Source organism: Pantoea sp. BS_8 (genome assembly GCF_041954965.1).
GTDB classification, from domain to species: Bacteria; Pseudomonadota; Gammaproteobacteria; order Enterobacterales; family Enterobacteriaceae; genus Pantoea; species Pantoea stewartii.
Map to the genome: position 1 here is coordinate 1,046,982 of NZ_JAVAXU010000001.1, position 21,434 is coordinate 1,068,415.

General features: G+C 43.4%; 22 protein-coding genes. 8 read left to right on the plus strand and 14 right to left on the minus strand.

Going from position 1 to position 21,434, the window contains the following annotated elements; translation table 11 throughout:
- From hisB to RAC65_RS04820, 8 genes are all read left to right on the plus strand, one after another.
- Positions 1 to 1,068, plus strand: a complete 1,068-nt coding sequence (hisB, locus tag RAC65_RS04785) for a bifunctional histidinol-phosphatase/imidazoleglycerol-phosphate dehydratase HisB (RefSeq protein ID WP_033740444.1) — start codon at positions 1 to 3, stop codon at positions 1,066 to 1,068.
- A complete protein-coding gene (hisH, locus tag RAC65_RS04790) occupies positions 1,068 to 1,658 on the plus strand; it encodes an imidazole glycerol phosphate synthase subunit HisH (RefSeq protein ID WP_006119831.1) in 591 nt (196 codons plus the stop codon). Before hisB ends, hisH begins: the two co-directional genes overlap by 1 nt.
- Positions 1,658 to 2,395 carry a 1-(5-phosphoribosyl)-5-[(5-phosphoribosylamino)methylideneamino]imidazole-4-carboxamide isomerase gene (gene hisA / locus RAC65_RS04795; RefSeq protein ID WP_205950505.1) on the plus strand — a complete coding sequence of 246 codons (738 nt, stop codon included), beginning with the start codon at positions 1,658 to 1,660 and terminating at the stop codon, positions 2,393 to 2,395. Before hisH ends, hisA begins: the two co-directional genes overlap by 1 nt.
- Positions 2,377 to 3,153: an imidazole glycerol phosphate synthase subunit HisF gene (hisF, locus tag RAC65_RS04800; RefSeq protein ID WP_006119833.1), complete on the plus strand. Its 777-nt coding sequence runs from the start codon at positions 2,377 to 2,379 to the stop codon at positions 3,151 to 3,153. The genes hisA and hisF overlap by 19 nt, the downstream gene beginning before the upstream one ends.
- On the plus strand, positions 3,147 to 3,758 hold the full coding sequence (hisIE, locus tag RAC65_RS04805; RefSeq protein WP_054633490.1) for a bifunctional phosphoribosyl-AMP cyclohydrolase/phosphoribosyl-ATP diphosphatase HisIE: 612 nt from the start codon (positions 3,147 to 3,149) through the stop codon (positions 3,756 to 3,758). The genes hisF and hisIE overlap by 7 nt, the downstream gene beginning before the upstream one ends.
- Positions 3,759 to 3,831: 73 nt before the next feature.
- Complete coding sequence (locus tag RAC65_RS04810; RefSeq protein WP_006119835.1) at positions 3,832 to 4,308, plus strand: YbaK/prolyl-tRNA synthetase associated domain-containing protein; 477 nt, start codon at positions 3,832 to 3,834, stop codon at positions 4,306 to 4,308.
- Positions 4,309 to 4,375: 67 nt separating this feature from the next.
- A complete protein-coding gene (locus RAC65_RS04815; RefSeq protein ID WP_033740450.1) occupies positions 4,376 to 5,173 on the plus strand; it encodes an ABC transporter substrate-binding protein in 798 nt (265 codons plus the stop codon).
- A 106-nt stretch (positions 5,174 to 5,279) separates the two neighbouring features.
- Positions 5,280 to 6,575, plus strand: a complete 1,296-nt coding sequence (locus tag RAC65_RS04820; RefSeq protein ID WP_033740451.1) for a succinylglutamate desuccinylase/aspartoacylase family protein — start codon at positions 5,280 to 5,282, stop codon at positions 6,573 to 6,575.
- 179 nt (positions 6,576 to 6,754) lie between these two features.
- On the opposite strand, the gene wzzB is transcribed toward RAC65_RS04820, so the two are convergent.
- The 14 genes from wzzB to rfbA all read right to left on the minus strand — a co-directional run bounded on the left by wzzB (position 6,755) and on the right by rfbA (position 21,434).
- Positions 6,755 to 7,759, minus strand: coding sequence for an LPS O-antigen chain length determinant protein WzzB (wzzB, locus tag RAC65_RS04825; RefSeq protein WP_110268250.1), 1,005 nt, complete (start codon positions 7,757 to 7,759; stop codon positions 6,755 to 6,757).
- A gap of 94 nt (positions 7,760 to 7,853) precedes the next feature.
- Entirely contained in the window at positions 7,854 to 9,263 is a 1,410-nt protein-coding gene (gndA, locus tag RAC65_RS04830) for an NADP-dependent phosphogluconate dehydrogenase (RefSeq protein WP_375096421.1), read from the minus strand.
- A 190-nt stretch (positions 9,264 to 9,453) separates the two neighbouring features.
- Positions 9,454 to 10,821 carry a phosphomannomutase CpsG gene (gene cpsG, locus RAC65_RS04835; RefSeq protein ID WP_375096422.1) on the minus strand — a complete coding sequence of 456 codons (1,368 nt, stop codon included), beginning with the start codon at positions 10,819 to 10,821 and terminating at the stop codon, positions 9,454 to 9,456.
- A 4-nt stretch (positions 10,822 to 10,825) separates the two neighbouring features.
- Complete coding sequence (locus tag RAC65_RS04840) at positions 10,826 to 11,569, minus strand: glycosyltransferase family 2 protein (RefSeq protein WP_110268247.1); 744 nt, start codon at positions 11,567 to 11,569, stop codon at positions 10,826 to 10,828.
- Between the two features lie 2 nt (positions 11,570 to 11,571).
- Entirely contained in the window at positions 11,572 to 12,987 is a 1,416-nt protein-coding gene (locus tag RAC65_RS04845) for a mannose-1-phosphate guanylyltransferase/mannose-6-phosphate isomerase (protein WP_110268246.1), read from the minus strand.
- 13 nt (positions 12,988 to 13,000) lie between these two features.
- Entirely contained in the window at positions 13,001 to 13,456 is a 456-nt protein-coding gene (locus RAC65_RS04850; RefSeq protein ID WP_110268245.1) for a GDP-mannose mannosyl hydrolase, read from the minus strand.
- A 1-nt stretch (position 13,457) separates the two neighbouring features.
- Positions 13,458 to 14,420, minus strand: coding sequence for a GDP-L-fucose synthase family protein (locus tag RAC65_RS04855; RefSeq protein ID WP_375096423.1), 963 nt, complete (start codon positions 14,418 to 14,420; stop codon positions 13,458 to 13,460).
- Positions 14,421 to 14,422: 2 nt separating this feature from the next.
- Complete coding sequence (gene gmd / locus RAC65_RS04860) at positions 14,423 to 15,529, minus strand: GDP-mannose 4,6-dehydratase (protein ID WP_110268243.1); 1,107 nt, start codon at positions 15,527 to 15,529, stop codon at positions 14,423 to 14,425.
- Positions 15,526 to 16,563: a glycosyltransferase family 4 protein gene (locus RAC65_RS04865; protein WP_375096424.1), complete on the minus strand. Its 1,038-nt coding sequence runs from the start codon at positions 16,561 to 16,563 to the stop codon at positions 15,526 to 15,528. Before RAC65_RS04865 ends, gmd begins: the two co-directional genes overlap by 4 nt.
- A 39-nt stretch (positions 16,564 to 16,602) precedes the next feature.
- On the minus strand, positions 16,603 to 17,787 hold the full coding sequence (locus RAC65_RS04870) for an EpsG family protein (protein ID WP_375096425.1): 1,185 nt from the start codon (positions 17,785 to 17,787) through the stop codon (positions 16,603 to 16,605).
- Positions 17,784 to 18,692, minus strand: a complete 909-nt coding sequence (locus RAC65_RS04875) for a glycosyltransferase family 2 protein (RefSeq protein ID WP_172912939.1) — start codon at positions 18,690 to 18,692, stop codon at positions 17,784 to 17,786. Before RAC65_RS04875 ends, RAC65_RS04870 begins: the two co-directional genes overlap by 4 nt.
- Positions 18,679 to 19,920, minus strand: a complete 1,242-nt coding sequence (locus tag RAC65_RS04880) for a flippase (protein ID WP_110268239.1) — start codon at positions 19,918 to 19,920, stop codon at positions 18,679 to 18,681. Before RAC65_RS04880 ends, RAC65_RS04875 begins: the two co-directional genes overlap by 14 nt.
- A gap of 4 nt (positions 19,921 to 19,924) precedes the next feature.
- On the minus strand, positions 19,925 to 20,488 hold the full coding sequence (rfbC, locus tag RAC65_RS04885; protein ID WP_324030333.1) for a dTDP-4-dehydrorhamnose 3,5-epimerase: 564 nt from the start codon (positions 20,486 to 20,488) through the stop codon (positions 19,925 to 19,927).
- Positions 20,489 to 20,558: 70 nt separating this feature from the next.
- A complete protein-coding gene (rfbA, locus tag RAC65_RS04890) occupies positions 20,559 to 21,434 on the minus strand; it encodes a glucose-1-phosphate thymidylyltransferase RfbA (protein WP_172912937.1) in 876 nt (291 codons plus the stop codon).

Below are 21,434 nucleotides of genomic sequence, written 5' to 3' on the forward strand. Positions count from 1 at the left end.
ATGAGTCAGAAGACCCTTTTTATTGACCGCGATGGCACGATTATCTCGGAACCGCCGCAGGACTTTCAGGTGGATCGGATGGACAAGCTGGCGTTTGAGCCGGACGTCGTGCCTGCACTGCTGGCGCTGCAGGACGCAGGCTATCAGCTGGTGATGATTACCAATCAGGACGGTCTGGGCACGGACAGTTTTCCACAGGCGGACTTCGATGGCCCACACACGCTGATGATGCAGATTTTATCATCGCAGGGCATTCGTTTTAGCGATGTGCTGATTTGTCCCCATAAGCCTGAAGACCACTGCGCGTGCCGTAAGCCGAAAACCCAGATGGTTGAGGCCTGGCTGGCTGAAGGCGCCCTTGATACGGCCAACAGCTATGTGATTGGCGATCGCCAGACCGATATTCAGCTGGCGGAAAATATGGGGATTCAGGGCATTCGCTATGGCGCAGAAGGTCAGGACTGGAAAGCGATTCAGCAGCAGCTGACGCAGCGCGACCGCTACGCGCTGGTCCAACGCAACACCAAAGAAACCCAGGTCCGCGTGGAACTGTGGCTGGACCGCGAAGGCGGCAGTAAGATCAACACTGGCGTCGGCTTCTTTGATCATATGCTGGACCAGATTGCCGTGCACGGCGGCTTCCGCATGAACATCGACGTCAACGGTGACCTGTATATTGACGATCACCACACGGTAGAAGATACCGGTCTGGCATTAGGCGAAGCGCTGCTGAAAGCGTTGGGCGATAAGCGCGGCATTGGCCGTTTTGGCTTTGTGCTGCCGATGGATGAGTGCCTGGCGCGCTGTGCACTGGATATCTCTGGTCGTCCACATATCGAATTTAAAGCGGAATTCAGCTATCAGCGCGTTGGCGATCTGAGCACCGAGATGGTCGAGCACTTCTTCCGTTCCCTGTCCTACGCCATGATGAGCACCCTGCACCTGAAAACCAAAGGGAAAAACGATCATCACCGTGTGGAAAGTTTATTCAAAGCCTTTGGCCGGACCTTACGTCAGGCGATTCGCGTTGAGGGAAATACCCTGCCGAGCTCTAAAGGAGTGCTGTAATGAACGTGGTGATCCTGGATACAGGCTGTGCCAACCTGTCGTCGGTAAAGTGGGCCGTTGAACGTCTGGGCTATACGCCAGAGGTCAGTCGCCATCCGGATGTCGTCCTGCGCGCCGATAAGCTGTTTCTGCCCGGCGTTGGCACCGCGCAGGCGGCCATGAACCAACTGCAGGAGCGTGAGCTGATTGAGCTGGTCAAGGCCTGTACGCAGCCGGTGCTGGGTATTTGCCTGGGCATGCAACTGCTGGGCAGCCACAGCGAAGAGAATGGCGGTGTGCCCACGCTGGGCATTATCGATCAGCCCGTGTCACTGATGGACACGCAGGGGTTACCGTTACCGCACATGGGCTGGAACCAGATCACCGCTCAGGCCGGTAATCATCTGTTCCGCGGCATTGATGAAGGCAGCTACTTCTACTTCGTACACAGCTTTGCGATGCCCGTAAATGCCAGCACCATTGCGCAGTGTCACTATGGTCAGGCGTTCACGGCCGCGGTACAGAAAGATAACTTCTTTGGCGTGCAGTTCCACCCGGAACGCTCTGGCAAAGTCGGCGCGCAGTTGCTGAAAAACTTCCTGGAGATGTAATGATTATCCCCGCATTAGATTTAATTGATGGCAAGGTTGTGCGCCTGCATCAGGGTGATTATGCCCGTCAGCGCGATTACGGCAGCGATCCCTTACCCCGCTTACAGGATTACGCACGCCAGGGCGCAACGGTACTGCACCTTGTGGATTTAACCGGTGCTAAAGATCCGGCGAAACGCCAGATTACCTTACTGAAAAGCCTGCTTAACGGCGTGGATGCGGTGGTCCAGGTTGGCGGCGGCATTCGCAGTCGGGAAGACGTTAAAGCGTTACTGGACGCGGGTGCCAGCCGTGTGGTGGTAGGGTCGACCGCCGTCAAACAGCCCGAGGAAGTGAAAGCCTGGTTTACCGAGTTTGGCCCGGACGCGATTGTGCTGGCGCTGGACGTCCGTATTGATGCGACCAACCGCAAAGAGGTGGCGATTAGCGGCTGGCAGGAAGCTGCGGGCGTTACGCTCGAAGAGGTCATTGAACAGTTTCAGCCGGTCGGGCTGAAGCATGTTCTGTGCACCGACATTTCCCGTGATGGTACGCTCAGCGGGTCGAACGTGGATCTGTATAAAGAAGTGACCGCACGCTTTCCGCAGATTGCGTTTCAGTCCTCAGGCGGTATTGGTGAACTCAATGACGTTGCCGCCCTTCGCGGCAGCGGTGTTCAGGGCGTGATCGTCGGACGTGCGCTACTGGAAGGCAAATTTACAGTTTCGGAGGCCATAGCATGCTGGCAAAACGGATAATTCCTTGTCTCGATGTGCGTGACGGTCAGGTGGTAAAAGGCGTTCAGTTTCGTAACCACGAAATTATTGGCGACATCGTGCCGCTGGCGCAGCGCTATGCGCAAGAAGGTGCGGACGAGCTGGTGTTTTACGATATCACCGCTTCATCGGACGACCGCGTAGTGGATAAAAGCTGGGTTGCGCGCGTTGCCGAAGTCATCGACATTCCTTTCTGCGTGGCAGGCGGCATCAAAACCCCGGAAGATGCCGCGCGGATTCTGGAGTTTGGTGCGGACAAAATTTCCATTAACTCCCCTGCGCTGGCCGATCCTTCATTGATCACCCGCCTGGCCGACCGCTTTGGCGTCCAGTGCATCGTGGTCGGTATTGATACCTGGTTTGATGACGCCAGCGGGAAGTACCATGTTAATCAGTATACCGGCGACGAATCCCGCACCCGCGTGACCCAGTGGGAAACGCTGGACTGGGTGCAGGAAGTGCAGAAACGGGGCGCAGGCGAGATTGTCCTCAACATGATGAACCAGGACGGCGTGCGCAACGGTTATGACCTGGTGCAGTTGAAGAAGGTACGTGATGTCTGCAAGGTACCGCTGATCGCCTCTGGCGGTGCGGGTACCATGACTCACTTCCTTGAAGCCTTTGAGCAGGCCAATGTCGATGGCGCGCTGGCGGCGTCGGTTTTTCACAAACAAATTATTAATATCGGCGAGCTGAAACGCTTTCTGATCGACAACGGTGTGGAGATTCGTGCGTGTTAACTGAACAACAACTGGCCCGGTTAGACTGGGAAAAAACCCAAGGCATGATGCCGGTCATCGTCCAGCACTCTGTTTCTGGTGAAGTTCTGATGCACGGTTATATGAATCAGGCGGCGCTGGAAAAAACGCTGCAGGACGGCAACGTGACGTTCTTTTCACGCACCAAAAGCCGTCTGTGGACCAAAGGCGAGACCTCAGGACACTTTCTACAGGTCGTGAGCATCACACCTGACTGCGACAACGACACGTTGCTGGTGCTGGCAAATCCGATTGGCCCCACCTGCCATCTGGGCACCTCCAGTTGCTTCACCCCTGCTGCGCCTGACTGGACGTTCCTCTATCAGTTGGAACAACTGCTGGCGTCCCGTAAGCAGGCCGACCCGGAAAGCTCTTACACCGCCAGACTCTATGCCAGCGGCACCAAACGGATTGCGCAGAAGGTCGGTGAAGAAGGCGTGGAAACCGCGCTGGCTGCCACGGTGAACGATCGTGAGGAACTGACGAACGAAGCCTCCGATCTGATCTATCACCTGCTGGTACTGCTGCAGGATCAGGATCTGGATCTCAGCACCATCATCAATAACCTGCGCGCCCGTCATAAGTGACAGACTGCGTTACGGCTGCTCGACGGTTTGCTGAGCAGCCTTTCCCGTCCATTTGACCTGTAAGGATTTTACCGTGACTACGCATGAAAAACTCATTGCTCTGCTCGACCAGCATCGTGCGCGTTACCGCCTGATGCAGCATGAGGCAACCGGCAAATGTGAAGCCGTTGCCAAAATTCGCGGCACGGCAGTCGGACAGGGCGCAAAGGCGCTGGTGTGTCATGTGAAAGGCAATGGCGTCAAACAACATGTCCTGGCGGTACTGCCTGCGGATCAGCAGGCCGATCTCAGTAAAGTCGCCTCAGCCGTAGGCGGACGCCGGGCATCCCTTGCCTCGCCCGCAGAGGTCGATGTACTAACCGGCTGCGTATTTGGTGCGATTCCCCCGTTCAGCTTTCATCCTGATTTAACTGTGGTGGTCGACCCGCTGCTGTTTGAGCGCTATGACGAGATTGCCTTTAACGCCGGCGTACTCGACCAGTCTGTCGTACTGAATACCCAGGATTACCGTGGCCTTTGCCAGGCTAACATCGTGAAAATCATCCTCTAATTGCCATCATCCCGGGTGAAAGGTACTCTGCGTAATACACTATTACGACAACAGAAGACCGAAAACGATGGCAATCACTTCTCTGAAAACCCGTTTACACAAAGCGTTAGCGCTGGCCCTCCTGGCTGGCTGCGCGTTTGGCGCCCAGGCGAAAATTGAGCAGGTTCGCTTCGCTGTTGATCCCACCTATCCCCCTTTTGAATCCAAAACGCCGCAGGGGAAGCTGGTCGGCTTTGATATCGATTTAGGTAACGCGCTGTGCGCGCAGATGCAGGCCAAATGTGTCTGGGTGGAGAGCCAGTTCGACGGGATGATTCCGGCGCTTAAAGCGCGTAAATTCGACGCCATTCTGTCTGATATGGGCATCACCGAAGAGCGACTGAAGCAAATCGACTTTACCGTGCCGCTGTACGATACGCACACCCAGCTTATCGCGCGTAAGGGGTCGGGCCTGTTGCCCACCCCGGAATCGCTGAAAGGCAAAACCGTAGGCGTAGAACAAGGCACTGTGCAGGAGCGTTATGCCCGGGCAAAATGGCAACCTTTTGGCGTGACGGTCGTGCCCTATGGCGATCAGGCGCAGGTTGAAAGTGATCTGGTGGCCGGGCGCCTTGATGCGGTCTTTACCGATGCGGCTCAGGCGGCAAACGGTTTTCTCAAACAACCTCAGGGCAGCGCGTTTGAACTGGCCGGGCCGATTGTGAAAGACCCGATCATCGGGCCGGGCACGGCGATTGGCCTGCGTAAAGGCGATACCGAACTGAAAACTGCGCTGGATGATGCCTTCGCTGCCATTAAGAAAAATGGCACCTTTGACAAACTGCAAAAGAAATATTTTGCCACGGATATTTCCATTCAACCGTAACGTCAGTGCAGGCTTTTTCCCCCTCCTCCGCCTGCATGACTATACTCAATGACTTTATGGGCGGCATTTGTCCGCCCCTGAACCGACAAAAGGACATTAACACGGTATGTACCAACAACATCACCCTTTGTTAAGCGCCTCTCTCGGCACCCAGCGTGAAATTATCAGTTTTCATTTTGGCGATGATCACAGTCGCCAGGTCTATATTCAGGCTTCCTTACATGGCGACGAGATCCCGGGGATGGCGGTGGCCTGGTATCTTAAGCAGCGTTTACAGGCGCTGGAATCTGCCGGACGACTCAAAGCTTTTTTCTCCCTGATACCGGTATCCAATCCGCTGGCCCTGAGCCAACACTGGCACGGTACACATCTGGGACGCTTCCACGCACAGTCCGGCCAGGATTTTAACCGCAAATTCCCGTCTCTGGGGGCGCTTCTGGCGGGGGAACTGGCCGAGACGCTGACCCAGAATGAGAGTCAGAACCGGCAGCTGATTCGTGATGCGATTGACCGTTACTACCGTGACACAATCGCCAAAACTGAACTGGAAGCCCAGCGTTATACGCTGATGCGCATGGCCAGTCAGGCCGATCTGATGATTGATTTGCATTGTGACTGGGAGGCGGTTCCACACCTTTACACCACGCCACATGCATGGCCGGATATCGAACCCTTAGCACGCTGGCTGGGCAGTGAAGTGCAGCTACTGGCACAGATATCGGGGGGTGAGCCCTTCGACGAAGCCTGTTGTGAACCCTGGCTGACGCTGGCTGAAAAATTTGGTGAAACATTCCCGATGCCGCGCGGCCTGCTGCCGGTAACGCTGGAGCTACGTGGCGTACGTGATGTCTCGCCTGAACAGGCTGAGCAGGACGCAGATGCGATCATTAACGCGTTGCAGGAATCCGGCTATATCTCTGCGGCCGATACGTCCGTGTCTGTTGAAGTCGCTGCGCCGGTGATTGGCGGTGATGAGCTGGTGTCGGTGGTGAGCGGCGGTGAGGATGTGGTCGGTGTGGATGAGAGCGGCACCGGACTGGGTGCGCCTGGTGTGGCGCAGGCCGCAGAAGAAGGCAATATTATCAAGCAGCGACACACTGAAGGCACGTCGGCTTTAATGCCGCCGCTTAAAAATCCCCCGACGCCGCTGGCGGGTTGTGAATATGTTCACTCACCGGTATCGGGCCTGATCCTGTATCGCAAACCGCTAGGCGCGCGAATCCGTCCAGGAGAAGTGGTTGCGGAGATTGTTGATCCTGTCACCGACCACATCACGCCCTTGGTCGCAGAATTTGGAGGCGTGCTATACGCGCGGCACTGGGCCAGATTTGCGACGGCAGGCATGCTGGTGTTAAGGCTGGCGGGCGATAAGGCGGTGAGGAGTGGGGAGTTGTTGGTATGATAAATTCAGCGCTACAGGCTGTGACCTCATTGGAGGCCGTGATGATTCTGCAATCATAGGATCAATAAAATAATCACTTCCTTTCCTTGCATGAGAATGAAAAAAGCTCATTATTAAATGAGCTTTTTGATGAATACAATATATGGATTAACGTGCTTAAAACCAGTGGTCTTCCTACGTTAATTATTCTTATAACTGATTAAAGCATTACGTGTAAGAACGAATAAACCGCCTAAAATTGCGCCACCAATAAGAGAAAGAAATAATATCAGGGCTTTTTTAGGGCTATCACGTCTGAAAGGTAAGTCAGCTTCAGAAATATATCTGTAGGACTGAAGGTTCTCGACCTCAATCTTAAGGTGCGTGACAGCCAATAAAGCGCGCTGTGCCTCATAATACTCCTTGCCATAATCAAGAGGTTTAGAGTTTTCATTTGCTACCATAGCATTAAGCGCATCAGTACCCAGTAAATACAAAGTATCGTCAGAAAGAAAATCAGCTTGTTTGACTTGCAATTTATCGACATTAGATGCCTGAGCGACTTTAAGAGCCTGTTTAATGACATCCAGTCGGTGCTCTTTTTGATTGATTGCAACCTGAGTGTAGGTGTCAAGTGTATTTGTCAATTCTCTTGTTTTAACGCTCAAGTTACGTTTAATATCATCGCCGTAATCTTTTACAACATCGGCATTTATTTTATCAATATACTTTGAAAGTTGCGACTGCGCTTCTTTAGCTGTATGACCGACAAAAGAGACATTAAGCGCATCATCCCGACCTTTTATAGAATCAATCCGCAGCGTCAGTGGCTCTTCCAGATTAGCCAATGCACCTGATAATGCACTTAACGATGCGCTAAAACGGCCAAATAATTGATTTTGTAATCCACTTAACGAAGGTTTATCCTGAGGAGTATCAGCGTATACAATGGCAAGAGCTGCATTATAATTAGCAACTTGACCTGCGGCAGGTAAGGTTACCGTAGCCTGGGATGTCCATTTTTCTTTAACTACGCTAACGTAAATTGCCGCTATGATAAGTGCAATTACCATCCCCAAAATAATAAATTTTTTACCTTGCCATAATTGAAAAAAAACATCCATTAAGTCAAGTTCATCTTTCGAACTAACACTATTTTTAGGGACGTTTGGCTGCTCCCCTCTTGTAGAAAACTTTTCATTCATAAACAGTCAACTCAGGAAAAATTATTTCTAATTGCCTTGTTAAAAAGGCACGAAACCAAAAATAAACCTCCCAGTTGGGAGGTTTTATTAATAATTAATCCAGCCATTCCGTATGGAACACGCCTTCTTTATCGATACGCTTATAAGTATGAGCGCCAAAGTAGTCGCGTTGTGCCTGAATTAAATTAGCTGGCAATACTTCTGAGCGATAGCTGTCATAGTAGGCAATCGCCGCTGAGAAGGTTGGCGTTGGGATGCCATTCTGAACAGCATAGGCTACAACATCACGTAGCGCCTGCTGATATTGATCAGCAATATCTTTAAAGTATGGTGCCAGAAGGAGATTGGCAATACCTGCGTCTTCAGCATACGCATCAGTAATTTTCTGAAGAAACTGGGCACGAATGATACAACCCGCACGGAAAATCTTAGCGATCTCACCGTAGTGCAGATCCCAGTTATTCTCATCTGATGCGGCACGCAACTGAGAGAAGCCCTGAGCATAAGATACTATTTTGCCAAGATAGAGCGCACGGCGTACTTTTTCCACAAACTCTGCTTGATCGCCAGCGAAGGCCTTAGCCTGTGGTCCACTTAATACTTTAGAGGCAGCAACGCGTTGCGATTTAAGCGATGAAAGGTAGCGAGCAAAAACAGATTCGGTGATCAGTGACAGAGGCTCACCCAAATCCAGTGAACTCTGGCTGGTCCATTTACCAGTGCCTTTATTTGCTGCTTCATCAAGAATAACATCGATGAGATAATGACCGTCTTCATCTTTTTTAGTGAAAATATCTTTAGTGATATCAATCAAGTAGCTGCTCAGTTCGCCGTTATTCCACTCGGTAAACCTCTTCGCCAGCTCTTCATTATTCAGACCCAGAGCACCTTTCAGCAGCGCGTAAGCTTCTGCGATGAGCTGCATATCGCCATATTCAATACCGTTATGGACCATTTTAACATAGTGGCCCGCACCGTCTGGGCCAATATATGAGACGCAAGCCTCACCATCTTCTGCTCGAGCAGCAATTTTATCAAGAATAGGCGCAACCAGCTCATACGCTTCTTTCTGACCACCAGGCATAATTGATGGACCTTTTAAGGCCCCTTCTTCGCCACCCGAAACACCGGTGCCGATAAAGTTAAAGCCCTGATCAGATAGCTCTTTATTACGACGTATAGTGTCTTTATAGAAAGTGTTACCACCGTCAATGAGGATATCGCCTTTATCAAGATGAGGTGTTAAAGAGGCAATAGTCTTATCAGTTGCTTCACCCGCCTGCACCATTAAGAGGATACGACGTGGTTTTTCCAGTGAATCGACAAATTCTTTAACAGTGTAGAACGGGGCCAGCTTCTTCCCGGGGTTCTCAGCAATCACTTCATCTGTCTTTTCACGTGACCGGTTGAAGACAGAAACAGTGTAACCGCGGCTCTCAATATTAAGTGCCAAATTTCGGCCCATCACTGCCATACCTACAACACCGATTTGTTGCTTAGACATATCTACTCCTGTCTTAAAGTGAAATCAGCAGTACACGACTGCAATTAATGTCCTGACATGTTATCTCATGATAATGAGATGAGGGAAGAAATTGATGGTTTCAGCATATATCGCTAAATCATGGGCTTGGATGACTGTCGATAAAAACCGCATTGAGGCAACATCACTTGTAGCTTCAAGATTAACTGGCTCAGGCTAACAGGCTTAGTACTTCTGAGGTTTTGGCTTGCATCAGCTGTATGTCACCTCGCGATTCGACGTTCAAACGAACTACAGGTTCGGTGTTCGATCTTCTTAAATTAAAGCGCCAGGAGCCAAAATCAAGACTGATGCCGTCAGTAAAGTCTTTAGTCTCTGCGAGATCCTCATAGTGCTCAAGCACCCTTTTAATTGATGCATCTGGATCAGTTAACTTGCTGTTAATTTCCCCAGAAGAAGGATAAGCGGCAATTCTTTCTGAAACCAAATCGCCTAAAGACATGCCTTTTAGACTAACCAGCTCAGCAATAAGTAACCATGGGATCATTCCACTATCACAATAAGCAAAATCGCGGAAATAATGATGCGCACTCATTTCACCGCCATATACTGCATCTTCTTTACGCATGCGTTCTTTAATAAAGGCATGTCCTGTTTTAGACATGATTGCTTCTCCTCCATTAGAAGTCACTATGTCAAGAGTGTTCCATGTGAGTCGAGGATCGTAGATGACTTTTTCACCAGGATGTTTCTTTAAGAAAGCCTCAGCAAGAAGCCCAACGATGTAATAACCTTCAATAAACTGTCCTTTTTCATCAAAGAAAAAGCAACGGTCAAAATCGCCATCAAAAGCTATTCCAAAGTCGGCACCATGCTGTAATACCGCTTTTTGTGTATCTTCACGACATTCTGGCAAAAGCGGATTAGGGATTCCATTAGGAAAAGTGCCGTCAGCAACATGGTGAATTTTGATAATTTCAATGGGCACATTATTCTTTTTAAATTGACACTCTATAGCATCAATTACATGACCCGCTACACCATTACCACTGTTAATAACAAGCTTAAGAGGTTTTAAATACTCTAAATTAATACTACTCAGGATATTTGAAACGTATTCATTTAGTGTGGTAACTTTCGAATATGTCCCTTTTGCGTTATCCTCAACAGCGCTAAAATGACCTGATTCAGCCAGGTACTGAATGTCTCTTAAACCACTGTCCCCGCTAATAGGTTTAGCACCATGGCGAACTAATTTCATTCCATTATAATTAATAGGATTATGACTGGCAGTCACTTCAATTCCACCGTCACAACCTAAATGAAAGGTGGCAAAATAAATTTCCTCTGTTCCGACCATACCTAAATCCAGTACGTCAACACCTGAATCCTGAAGGCCATTGGCAAGAGAGAGCTTAAGCTCTTCGCTTGTAAGCCTGGCATCACCACCTACAACGACAGTTTTAGGTTTTAAGAACTGACCGAATGCACGGCCAATTTTATAGGCAATCTCATTATTAAGCTCATCTCCAAGTTTACCGCGAATATCATATTCTTTGAAACAGGTTAAATTTTTCATATTTTTATTTTATAAATTGAGGAAGTTTAGAGATATTTTTACACAGCAGAACAGTTGGCCAAAATAAACCATTTTTCTTTATAACATCAATATCTTCACGGGATTTTTTTAAGATGTTTTTGATTGAACGATTGCTTTCGCCGCCGACCCGCATCGAAATGGTAACTTTAGGAAGATATGATACATTAGCTTTATGAACATACAAATAACGTAACAGCGAATCATAATCCGCAGAAATCCGATACGTTAAATCAAAAACGCCCCATTCATCATACCTTTTCTTTTTCATATAAAAGGTTGGATGAGGTGGCATCCAGCCAAGCTTAATTTTTTTCACATCATAGAAGCCGCTCAACCATTTACGAACGACTTTATCCGTATTTTTCTGAGAAACATAATTAAGGTCTGAGTAAACAGCATCTATGTCATCATCTGTAAAACTACTTACAATTTCAGAAATGGCTGATGGATAAGAAAAAATATCATCTGAATGTAAAAAACCAATAATATCGCCTGTAGCATTAAGAATACCTTTATTTAAAGCGTCATAAATGCCTCTATCAGGCTCACTGATAATTTTGGTAATACGTGTACAGTTTTCTTGCGCCACGGCTAATGTATTATCTTTTGAAGCACCATCGATAATAATAAATTCAATGTTAGGATAATCTTGTGATTGCAATGATAAAACAGTGTCTTTAATTGTTTTTTCACTATTATAGGTTGCTGTTATAATAGAAACTTTCATTCTTAATATCCTGTCCCGTCATCACCAATACGGATGACATCATCTTCAGACAAGTACGTTCCGGTACGTACTTCAATAATTTCAAGCGGAAGAATGCCAGGATTTTCAATAGCGTGGGCTTCCCCAATCGGAATATAAATAGATTCATTTTCCGTAATGAGATAGCTTTGGTCACCTTTATGAACTTTAGCGGTTCCTGAAACAACAATCCAGTGTTCAGCACGGTGATGGTGTATTTGCGTTGCTGTACGCTGCCCCTGCTTAATCGTCAATTTTTTTACGTGAAAACGAGCACCTTCACTTATTGTATCGTGTGATCCCCAAGGTCTGAATATTTCACGATGTTGCAAATGTTCGCAACGCGAATCAATTTTTAGCTGATGTACAATATCTTTAACACCCTGTACTTTATCCTTATGTGCAATCAATACAGCATCTTTTGTCTCTACGACAACTAAATTGTTAATGCCTACAGTAGCAACTAATTTGTTTTGAGAATATATATAACTATTGTAAGTATCGGAAGTAACGACATCACCTCTGATAGCGTTTTCATTACCGTCTTTAGCATTTATCTCCCATAAAGCAGACCATGAGCCAACATCACTCCAGGCAGCATTCATTGGAACCAAAGCTGCATCCTGTGTTTTTTCCATTACAGCATAATCAACGGATTCATCAGGACAACTTTTAAATGCATTATCATCTAAACGTATAAAATCAAGATCGTTGTGTTGTCCTAATAGAGCTTGCTCACACCGCTCCAGAATATCTATATGAAACTTGCGAATTTCATTAAGAAACACAGACGCACGGAATAAAAACATCCCACTATTCCAGTAGTACTCACCCGATGACAAATATTCTTGTGCAGTTTCTAAATTGGGCTTTTCAACAAATGAATCCACTTTATAAGAGTGGTCATTGAGTTTTGAGCCTTGTTTGATATAACCGTACCCAGTTTCAGGATGGGTCGGGACGATACCGAAAGTAACAAGTTTACCTGCTTCAGCCAAAGGAATAGCATTTTCAACTGATGCTAAAAACGCTTTTTCATCCTTGATAACGTGATCGGCAGCGAGCACTAACAAAACGGGATCGCCAAAATCTTTTACAGCCTGTAGCGCAGCGAGAGTTATTGCTGGCGCCGTATTACGGCCTACAGGTTCCAGGAAAATCCCTCCGTGTTTTACATTCTGCTGGCGTAACTGTTCAGCAACAATAAATCTGTGTGATTCATTACATATTATATAAGGCGGAAGATGAGGCAATGGCTCAACACGCTTAATCGTTTCCTGTAGCATTGTTGAATCAGAAGTAAGTGCAAGAAATTGCTTAGGATATAACGTTCTTGACAATGGCCATAAGCGACTACCTGAACCTCCAGCCATAATAACAGGTAATAAATTAACTGACATAATTTCAATGCCTTTATTGAAAATAATTCTTGGTATAAAAATGAACAGAGTCAGAAGCTAAAATTTCTTCTTTACTGAACCACTTGAATTTTGAATGCTGGTTTACGGGAAAACTTTCCAAATCAGATCTGTAGGAAATATTATAAGCAAGGACAATGTAATGCGTTGAGACACTATCACTTACATATGAATCGTTGTAGAAATGCTCATACACACTTTTAAAACTTGCGCATTCAATTTCTAAATGAAGATTTAATTCATCGCTGACGATCCGCTTGAACGCGTCAGCAATTGACTCAGATTTAAAAATTCTCCCGCCAGGTACAAACCAATGATGCTGCGCAGGTTTATTATTCCTGTATCCTAATAAAAACTTCCCATCTGAGTTTTCGAGAATCAGGTCTATTGATATCAATGGAGTATTGGCCAGAATATTTTCGAATAAATCCCTACTTAATCGCTTTACCATTTTACTTCCTAAAAGAATGCTGGTTCATTAAAAACCACTTATAAGTTTCTTTGAGGCCAGTATGAAGGTCAGTTGAAAATGACCATCCCATATCTTTCAAGCGTTGTACATCGAGTAATTTTCTCGGTGTTCCGTCAGGCTTTGAACTATCAAAAATTATTTTGCCTTTATAACTAACTACTTCGGCGAGCGTATTTGCCAGTTCTCTTATAGTACAGTCCACACCTGTACCAACATTTATATGCGATAACATAGGCATAGTATTAGCAGCATAACTGACGTAATCCAACTCCATAACGTAGACAGATGCTTCCGCCATGTCATCAACATATAAAAATTCACGCATGGGGTTACCGCTTCCCCATACTGTCACTGTAGGCTCATTATTTAGCATCGCCTCATGGAAGCGACGCATCAGAGCAGGTACAACATGCGAGTTTTCTGAATGAAAATTATCGTTTATACCATACAAATTTGTTGGCATTACACTGCGGTAATCTCGAGAAAATTGTCTGTTGTACGATTCACATAATTTGATGCCCGCTATCTTAGCAATCGCATAGGGCTCATTGGTGGATTCAAGTACTCCAGTAAGAAGAGCAGATTCTTTAATAGGTTGCTCTGCAAACTTAGGATATATGCAACTCGAACCTAAAAAAAGCAGTTTTGGGACATTTGCCAGATGCGCTGCATGAATGACATTACATTCAATTAGCATATTTTCATAAATGAAGTTCGCGGGGAACTGATTATTAGCCTGAATCCCCCCTACCTTTGCAGCAGCAAGATAAACCTCATCAATCTTAGTTTTACAAAAGAAATTTTCGACATCATCTTTTGAAAGTAGATTCAACTCTTCTTTACTTTTAGTAATGATTTCAATATCTTTGCGCTTTGAAAGTTGGCGAACAATTGCAGAGCCCACCATGCCTCGGTGTCCCGCTACAAAAACTTTTTTAGTCATAATTAGCTTTCCACAGAGATTGAAACATTGAAGCCATGACTTTTCAATAATGCGAACTGTTTGGCGTTACCTAAATCATGTTCCACCATTTCTGCACACATTTCTTCTACGGTAATTAGAGGTTCCCACCCAAGTAACTCTTTTGCTTTAGATGGATCACCGAGGAGAGTTTCAACTTCCGCAGGTCGAAAATAACGAGGATTAACTCTTACAATGACATCACCAACTTTCACTTGCGGAGCATTGTCACCTGAAACCGAAGTTACCGTAGCGATTTCATCCACGCCTGTGCCAGTAAACGTTAATTCAATGCCAAGTTCACGAGCCGACATTCTGACAAATTCACGAACTGAAATTTGTTTACCCGTGGCAATAACGAAATCATCTGCTTGGTTTTGCTGCAACATCATCCATTGCATACGTACATAATCTTTGGCATGACCCCAGTCACGTAACGAGTCCATGTTGCCTAGTTCTAACTGTTTTTCAAGACCCTGTGCAATATTAGCAAGCGTTCGCGTAATTTTACGCGTAACAAAGGTCTCACCACGGCGCGGGGATTCATGATTAAACAAGATACCATTGCAAGCATACATGCCATAAGACTCACGATAGTTAACAGTGATCCAATAGGCGTACATTTTTGCTACTGCGTAAGGTGATCTCGGATGAAAAGGCGTAGTTTCTTTCTGAGGAATTTCTCTTACCTGACCATATAATTCGGAAGTTGAGGCCTGATAAAATCTGGTTTTTTTCTCAAGACCACAAATACGAATGGCTTCAAGCAAACGAAGAGTACCAATTGCATCTACGTCAGCAGTATACTCAGGTGATTCAAATGATACCGCAACGTGAGACATTGCACCAAGATTATAAACTTCATCCGGACTGATATCTTTCATTAGTCTTATTAAATTAGATGAATCAGTCAAATCACCATAATGAAGATACATATTGCGATTTTTACTTAAAGCATTATCGATCCGTTCAGTATTGAACGATGATGTGCGTCGAATAATTCCATGGACTTCATATCCCTTTTCCAAAAGAAAATCTGCAAGATAAGAACCGTCCTGACCCGTTACGCCTGTAATTAATGCTTTTTTCATTTTAAATCTCTTATTTCATCATAAAAATTTAATGTTTCCTGTGCCATTTTTGTCCAGGAATATTTTTCAGAGTTTGTAAGTCCGTTAGTGACCAACTTTTCTCGTATTCTTTTATCATCGAGCTGATATAACGCCTGACTTATATCAACTTCAGTAATATTGTCCAGTAAAATCGCTGCACCTGTAGCTATTTCTTTTACTGAGGAAGAATTTGAAGCAATAACAGGACAACCTGAACGCATCGCTTCTATAACTGGGATTCCAAATCCTTCATATAAAGACGGGTAAATTAAGCAATAGGCATTTGAGTAAAGTGCATTAAGTTCCTGTTCATTTACAAACCCTGCATGACTGTAACGCCCAGGTATGGTATTGCGCAATAAAATAAGTTCTTCAGGATTAAAACTGCCGCCACCTACGACGATTAATTTTATGTCTTTATGATCTTTAAGCGCTTTTACACAAGAAACGAAGTTTTTGTATCCTTCTCTTGCGCCAACAAAAAGAACATATTTACCTTTATCGCTTTTAGTGTTTAATGGTACAAAATCGCTTACACCATTATATATAACTTTAGTTGGTATATTTTTAGCTTCGGGAATATATTTCAACATATCCTTTCGGGTGGATTCAGAAATACAAATAATCCCATCACTGTTAAGTATCGCTCGTTTTTTTTGCCAATGATGAATTTTAGTTTTGACCCCCCTGGGGAATACTTCATAGGTAAAATCATGAACCGTGGTAATTATTTTTACATTATCTTTATTAACGGGAAGCCGGTAATAACTTGAGTGAAAAATGTCGCTTTTACTTTCTGGCGATATACTAACATCAATATAACGCTCGATATTAATATTTAGTCGTGGCTTACGATTTACCTGCAATTTTTTTGCATAAGGATTGCTGTTTGGATAAATTATCAGTTTATTTTTAACATTACTTTTATCCAAAAATTTCAAATACTCATCAAAATATACAGATATTCCACCTGAGTTTTGTAATGAGTATATAATTCCATCAATATAAATCATCAATACGCCTTAGTATAATATTTTATCTGTTATCATACATTATATTGAACATAAAAACTCCAAACCCATAGTGTGCAGAACTGCACATTTTTTCTTCGCTCTGATATAAAGCCCATCATCGTTTAGGTAATTAGCGGCCTGAAATATTGTTTCCTGATTAATTATTCCATAACGCGAATGTTCATAAAGCATGGGACGTGCTGCTTGCGCTATGAGAAATAAGTAAATCATCAATTTAGTAACGGGAAAAGATGCAGTGCTTTTTATTTTCTCAAAATAAACAGAGTCGGAAATTTTCGCATTGAGTAAGATAATGATAAAGGGTAATCCGTACCAACCTATTCTTGTCATCACCGGCATCATTTTCCCAATTATTATTGAAAAACTAATATAGAGAATTACGCCTGGTAAGACTAAATTCAAATGATGTAAAACATTTTCATCTTTCTTACGCTTCAGCCCCTTGTAGCAAATATAGACAAGAACGATAAGGATTAAGTCGAAGAGAGTACCTACGCCAGCTGAAAGCTGTGGCCGATAAGCTTCAGAAGTCAGATAGAAATTCAATTTTTCGTACGCAAGCGATCCTGGTTGTAAAAGCGAGAAAGCTATATTTAAAATAATGAACGGTACAAACAAGAATGCGAGAGAAAGTATTAATGTCGACATTGAACTTAAGTGTGATATTCTCGGGGATATCACTGGTAAGATAAAGAGTATACATATTATGGCCGTTGTATGCACTGTACTTGCCAACAAAACCAGAAGTATATAATTTATTATTTTTCTTTTAAAAAGGAATGGTATAGCCAACAATAATAAAGAGATTGCTATCGATTGCCTTACGGCCTCTACATATAACATCCAATACATGAAAGACAGCATTGAAAAATATATAAAAGCTTTATTCTCAAACTGTTTAGAAAATTTATCGAGGCAATAAATATTAAATATAACTATTATTATATTATAACCCAGAAAACCTAAATTGCCAAAAATGTAAACTATTAAATTAAAGCCAGGCTCAAAGCTAGGTGTATTTTCGTCACACTGAACATTTTGAATGCAATCATAATTCAAAAAATATCCTATCCAATCACCCCCGGATGGATAAGAGAAACAAAACACAAAAAGAGTAATAATTAGACAAGTTATTCTTTCACTTTTTTGGTGTCTAAATAAGGAGATAAAAAGGGTTATAAAGAAATAGGTAAAATAAATCATCTGGTTACCACAAAAGCAATGAGCATAAAAAAAGCATACCCTCTTCTGCTACCGAATAAAATTTCAGGTGTAATATTTCTTAACGCAAAAAAAACATCTGATAGCCAAGAGTTTCCGACCGAACCAAGAGACTCGTTACCTCTGATTTTCTTGGTTTCTGCGATGAGCTTTGTGATCTTTTTCCTGTATTTTATTATTTTATCGATTGTGTTAGGTAGACTTTTTATCTTGGTTGTTAATGTTTTTCCTGAACCCCCTACAACATTATTGCTATGCTGACGATAAAAAATAGTCTGGTGATCATAGAAAAACAATCCCTTTTCAGTTGCTGCGTTTAAAGCTAACCAGTTATCATGCATCGTAATTCCTTCTGGCAATGGCAAGCATTTATCGAGCAGTTTTCTGTTCATGATTACTGAACAACCGTATACACTACATTGCCAAATTAAAGTTTTATAATCGCTATTTTTTAATGGGTCAATTGAGCGTGATTTATAAAAACTCTCAGAAATAACTTTCAGATTTTCGTCGACAAGTGTAAGGTCACTAAAAACCATTGCAACCTTATCTTGAGGTTTCTGCATAATAAAATCTAATAAATCTTTGATACGATGCTCGGGCCAATAATCATCCTGATCTGAAAGTAAAACAAATTCTGCATTTGTACATAGTAAAGCTTTATTGAAATTGTTAACTACGCCACCTTGCCTTTCAATATTAATTAATTTTATTCTGGTATCCTGACTTGCAAACTCTTCAATGATCTTTTTCGTATTGTCAGTTGACGCATCATCACTGATATATAAGGTCCAGTAAGGGTAAGTTTGATTTTGAATAGAGCGTAATTGTTCTGCTATATACTTTTCACCATTATAGGTTGCCATTGCAATATCAACGTTCTGCATCCAATTTCCTTGAAAGATAGAATAAAGCAAAAAAATCCACCATCACTCTTATACTCCATGCTACCGCTGCCCCTGTTAAAGCATAGTTTACAGTAAGAAAATAAAGCATAAGTAGATAAGGTATTAACTCGGCCATATGAAGGCTTGCTGTAATATGTGCTTTACCTATAGCCTGTATTTTAGAAAAGGGGATTTGAGCCATTGCATTAAATACAAATCCTATTAATAGAATCTGTAATATTTTTGCTGGCTCTCCCGCATACGCAGATCCCATCCATGTAACAAGGATTTTTTCTGCAAAAAAAATACCAATAAAGACTATGGGTAAACAACACCCAGCCATTAGCAAATAACTAAGCTTCTCAAGTTTTTTTCCGTCAGCGTTTCCAGCGCTTAACTTTGGGAAAAGCGCTCTCGATAACGCTGTAGGAATGTTCAACAGTCTGGAGACAGCTTCTGAAGGCGCAGTATAATAAGCTATTTTGTTAGCACCTAAAAGATGAGAAATTACGAAGCGGTCAAAATATACCATGACTGGTGAGATGATGTTACTTATGGTTATCCAACCACCAAATTTCAAAAGTCGAAAATAAGTTTCTTTACTTAACTGAAACCTTCTAAGGATAATTTCGCGACTAAAATAAAAGCTCATTATAAGTGAAATTACTCGCCCAATTAGCAGTCCAACAATGGCATAATATAAAGTATGCTGTATTAACATCAACATTGCAGGTATCGCTGCGATAGAAGAACTACTGAGCGCACGTTGCATATTAATGATGGCAAATCTTTCATGTCCTTCCAGATACGCTAGCCATATTTGATTTAATAAAAATACAGGTATTGTAATTGCAAGGACTTTAAATGAAGATTTGACATCATCAATATGAAATATTGAAACTTGTAAAAAACCGGGTATAAAAGGAATTAGAATATAGAGTATACTGCCTGCTAAACAACCCAATAAAAATACTGAAACTGAGGCTGTAGATATTATTTTAATTTGCTCTTCATGGTCATTTCTGAATAAAGAAATTTCTCTTATAACGGCACGCGTTAATCCTGCATCAAAGATGCTTGCATATCCTACAATCGCAAATGCCAACGTAAAAATGCCAAAAAGTTCTGTTCCGAGTTCGCGTGCCAGGATTCCCAAACTTGGTATGGCCACAATTGTAGGTATCATGAACCCAGAAAGATTGAGTATGCTATTTTTGATTAAACTCATTTAATTACACAGTAATGAAATTATGTAGATTAGATGAGAAAGGTGTACCTTTTTCATCCTTAGCAGAAAGTTCTGGCAACAATTTATCAGGGATGGGCCAGGAAATATTTAAATCTACGTCATTCCATTTAATGCATCTTTCGCACTCTGGTGAGTAGTAATCGGTAGTCTTATAAACAAACTCAACATCATCTGTAAGAGTGTAAAACCCATGTGCGAAGCCTTCCGGAATCCATAATTGTTTTTTGTTTTCCGCAGATAATCGTATACCAAACCACTTGCCAAAAGAAGCAGAGTCTGGCCTTATATCGACAGCAACATCATAAACTTCACCTCTAACACACCTTACGAGCTTACCTTGAGCCTTGGGTGATTTTTGAAAGTGAAGTCCGCGTAAAACATTTTTCTTTGATTTAGAATGATTATCCTGTACGAAGTTAACTTCATAGCCAACAGCTTCATCAAAAATTTTTTTATTAAAGCTTTCGAAAAAAAAACCGCGATCATCGCCAAATACTTTTGGTTCAATTACTAATACATCTTTAATATCTGTATCTATAATATTCATTTTTTCTTTCTGAATTGAATTTTAGTAAAGAATGATTTTTCTTATAAAGTCAGCGATTATTAACCGTAAGTTATGAGCTGATCATTCTCATCAGGTATTTACCGTATTGATTTTTTTCGAGTGGTTTAGCTAGCTTAGCAACCTGTTCACGATCAATAAAACCTTTTCGGTATGCGATTTCCTCAGGACAAGATACTTTTAATCCCTGTCGTTCTTCAATGGTCTGAATAAAATTACTCGCTTCAATTAAACTTTGATGCGTTCCAGTATCTAACCACGCGAAACCTCTTCCCATCATCGCTACAGAGAGATCCCCCCGCTCAAGGTAAAGCCTGTTAATATCTGTGATTTCAAGCTCACCACGAGGTGACGGTTTTAGATTTTTCGCCATTTCGACGACACTGTTATCGTAAAAATAAAGTCCGGTGACAGCATAATTGCTTTTCGGTTTAGCTGGTTTTTCTTCAAGGCTGATTGCTTTGCCATCTTTATTAAATTCAGCAACACCGTATCGCTCGGGATCATTGACATGATAAGCAAAAATGGTAGCGCCCTCATCTTTCTCGATGGCTGTTTCCATGAGTTTTGGCAAATCATGCCCGTAGAATATATTATCGCCTAAAATTAATGCACAGTTATCATTGCCAATAAACGCCTCACCAAGAATGAAAGCCTGGGCAAGACCATCTGGGCTTGGCTGCACTTTATATTGCAAGTTCACTCCCCATTGACTACCATCGCCTAAAAGTTGCTCAAAACGAGGTGTGTCCTGTGATGTGCTGATAATCAAAATATCATTTATACCTGCTAACATAAGTGTTGAAAGCGGGTAATAGATCATAGGTTTGTCGTAAATAGGCAGAAGCTGTTTACTAACAGCCATTGTGACTGGATAGAGGCGTGTTCCTGAACCGCCCGCCAGAATAATTCCTTTCCGCTTTGCCAT

What these genes read in the sequence shown, in the direction of transcription:
- hisB (WP_033740444.1), top strand. Translation starts at nt 1, where the DNA reads ATGAGTCAGAAGACCCTTTTTATTGACCGCGATGGCACGATTATCTCG.
- hisH (WP_006119831.1), top strand. Translation starts at nt 1,068, where the DNA reads ATGAACGTGGTGATCCTGGATACAGGCTGTGCCAACCTGTCGTCGGTA.
- hisA (WP_205950505.1), top strand. Translation starts at nt 1,658, where the DNA reads ATGATTATCCCCGCATTAGATTTAATTGATGGCAAGGTTGTGCGCCTG.
- hisF (WP_006119833.1), top strand. Translation starts at nt 2,377, where the DNA reads ATGCTGGCAAAACGGATAATTCCTTGTCTCGATGTGCGTGACGGTCAG.
- RAC65_RS04815 (WP_033740450.1), top strand. Translation starts at nt 4,376, where the DNA reads ATGGCAATCACTTCTCTGAAAACCCGTTTACACAAAGCGTTAGCGCTG.
- RAC65_RS04820 (WP_033740451.1), top strand. Translation starts at nt 5,280, where the DNA reads ATGTACCAACAACATCACCCTTTGTTAAGCGCCTCTCTCGGCACCCAG.
- wzzB (WP_110268250.1), bottom strand. Translation starts at nt 7,759, where the DNA reads ATGAATGAAAAGTTTTCTACAAGAGGGGAGCAGCCAAACGTCCCTAAA.
- gndA (WP_375096421.1), bottom strand. Translation starts at nt 9,263, where the DNA reads ATGTCTAAGCAACAAATCGGTGTTGTAGGTATGGCAGTGATGGGCCGA.
- cpsG (WP_375096422.1), bottom strand. Translation starts at nt 10,821, where the DNA reads ATGAAAAATTTAACCTGTTTCAAAGAATATGATATTCGCGGTAAACTT.
- RAC65_RS04840 (WP_110268247.1), bottom strand. Translation starts at nt 11,569, where the DNA reads ATGAAAGTTTCTATTATAACAGCAACCTATAATAGTGAAAAAACAATT.
- RAC65_RS04845 (WP_110268246.1), bottom strand. Translation starts at nt 12,987, where the DNA reads ATGTCAGTTAATTTATTACCTGTTATTATGGCTGGAGGTTCAGGTAGT.
- RAC65_RS04850 (WP_110268245.1), bottom strand. Translation starts at nt 13,456, where the DNA reads ATGGTAAAGCGATTAAGTAGGGATTTATTCGAAAATATTCTGGCCAAT.
- RAC65_RS04855 (WP_375096423.1), bottom strand. Translation starts at nt 14,420, where the DNA reads ATGACTAAAAAAGTTTTTGTAGCGGGACACCGAGGCATGGTGGGCTCT.
- gmd (WP_110268243.1), bottom strand. Translation starts at nt 15,529, where the DNA reads ATGAAAAAAGCATTAATTACAGGCGTAACGGGTCAGGACGGTTCTTAT.
- RAC65_RS04865 (WP_375096424.1), bottom strand. Translation starts at nt 16,563, where the DNA reads ATGATTTATATTGATGGAATTATATACTCATTACAAAACTCAGGTGGA.
- RAC65_RS04870 (WP_375096425.1), bottom strand. Translation starts at nt 17,787, where the DNA reads ATGATTTATTTTACCTATTTCTTTATAACCCTTTTTATCTCCTTATTT.
- RAC65_RS04875 (WP_172912939.1), bottom strand. Translation starts at nt 18,692, where the DNA reads ATGCAGAACGTTGATATTGCAATGGCAACCTATAATGGTGAAAAGTAT.
- RAC65_RS04880 (WP_110268239.1), bottom strand. Translation starts at nt 19,920, where the DNA reads ATGAGTTTAATCAAAAATAGCATACTCAATCTTTCTGGGTTCATGATA.
- rfbC (WP_324030333.1), bottom strand. Translation starts at nt 20,488, where the DNA reads ATGAATATTATAGATACAGATATTAAAGATGTATTAGTAATTGAACCA.
- rfbA (WP_172912937.1), bottom strand. Translation starts at nt 21,434, where the DNA reads ATGGCAAAGCGGAAAGGAATTATTCTGGCGGGCGGTTCAGGAACACGC.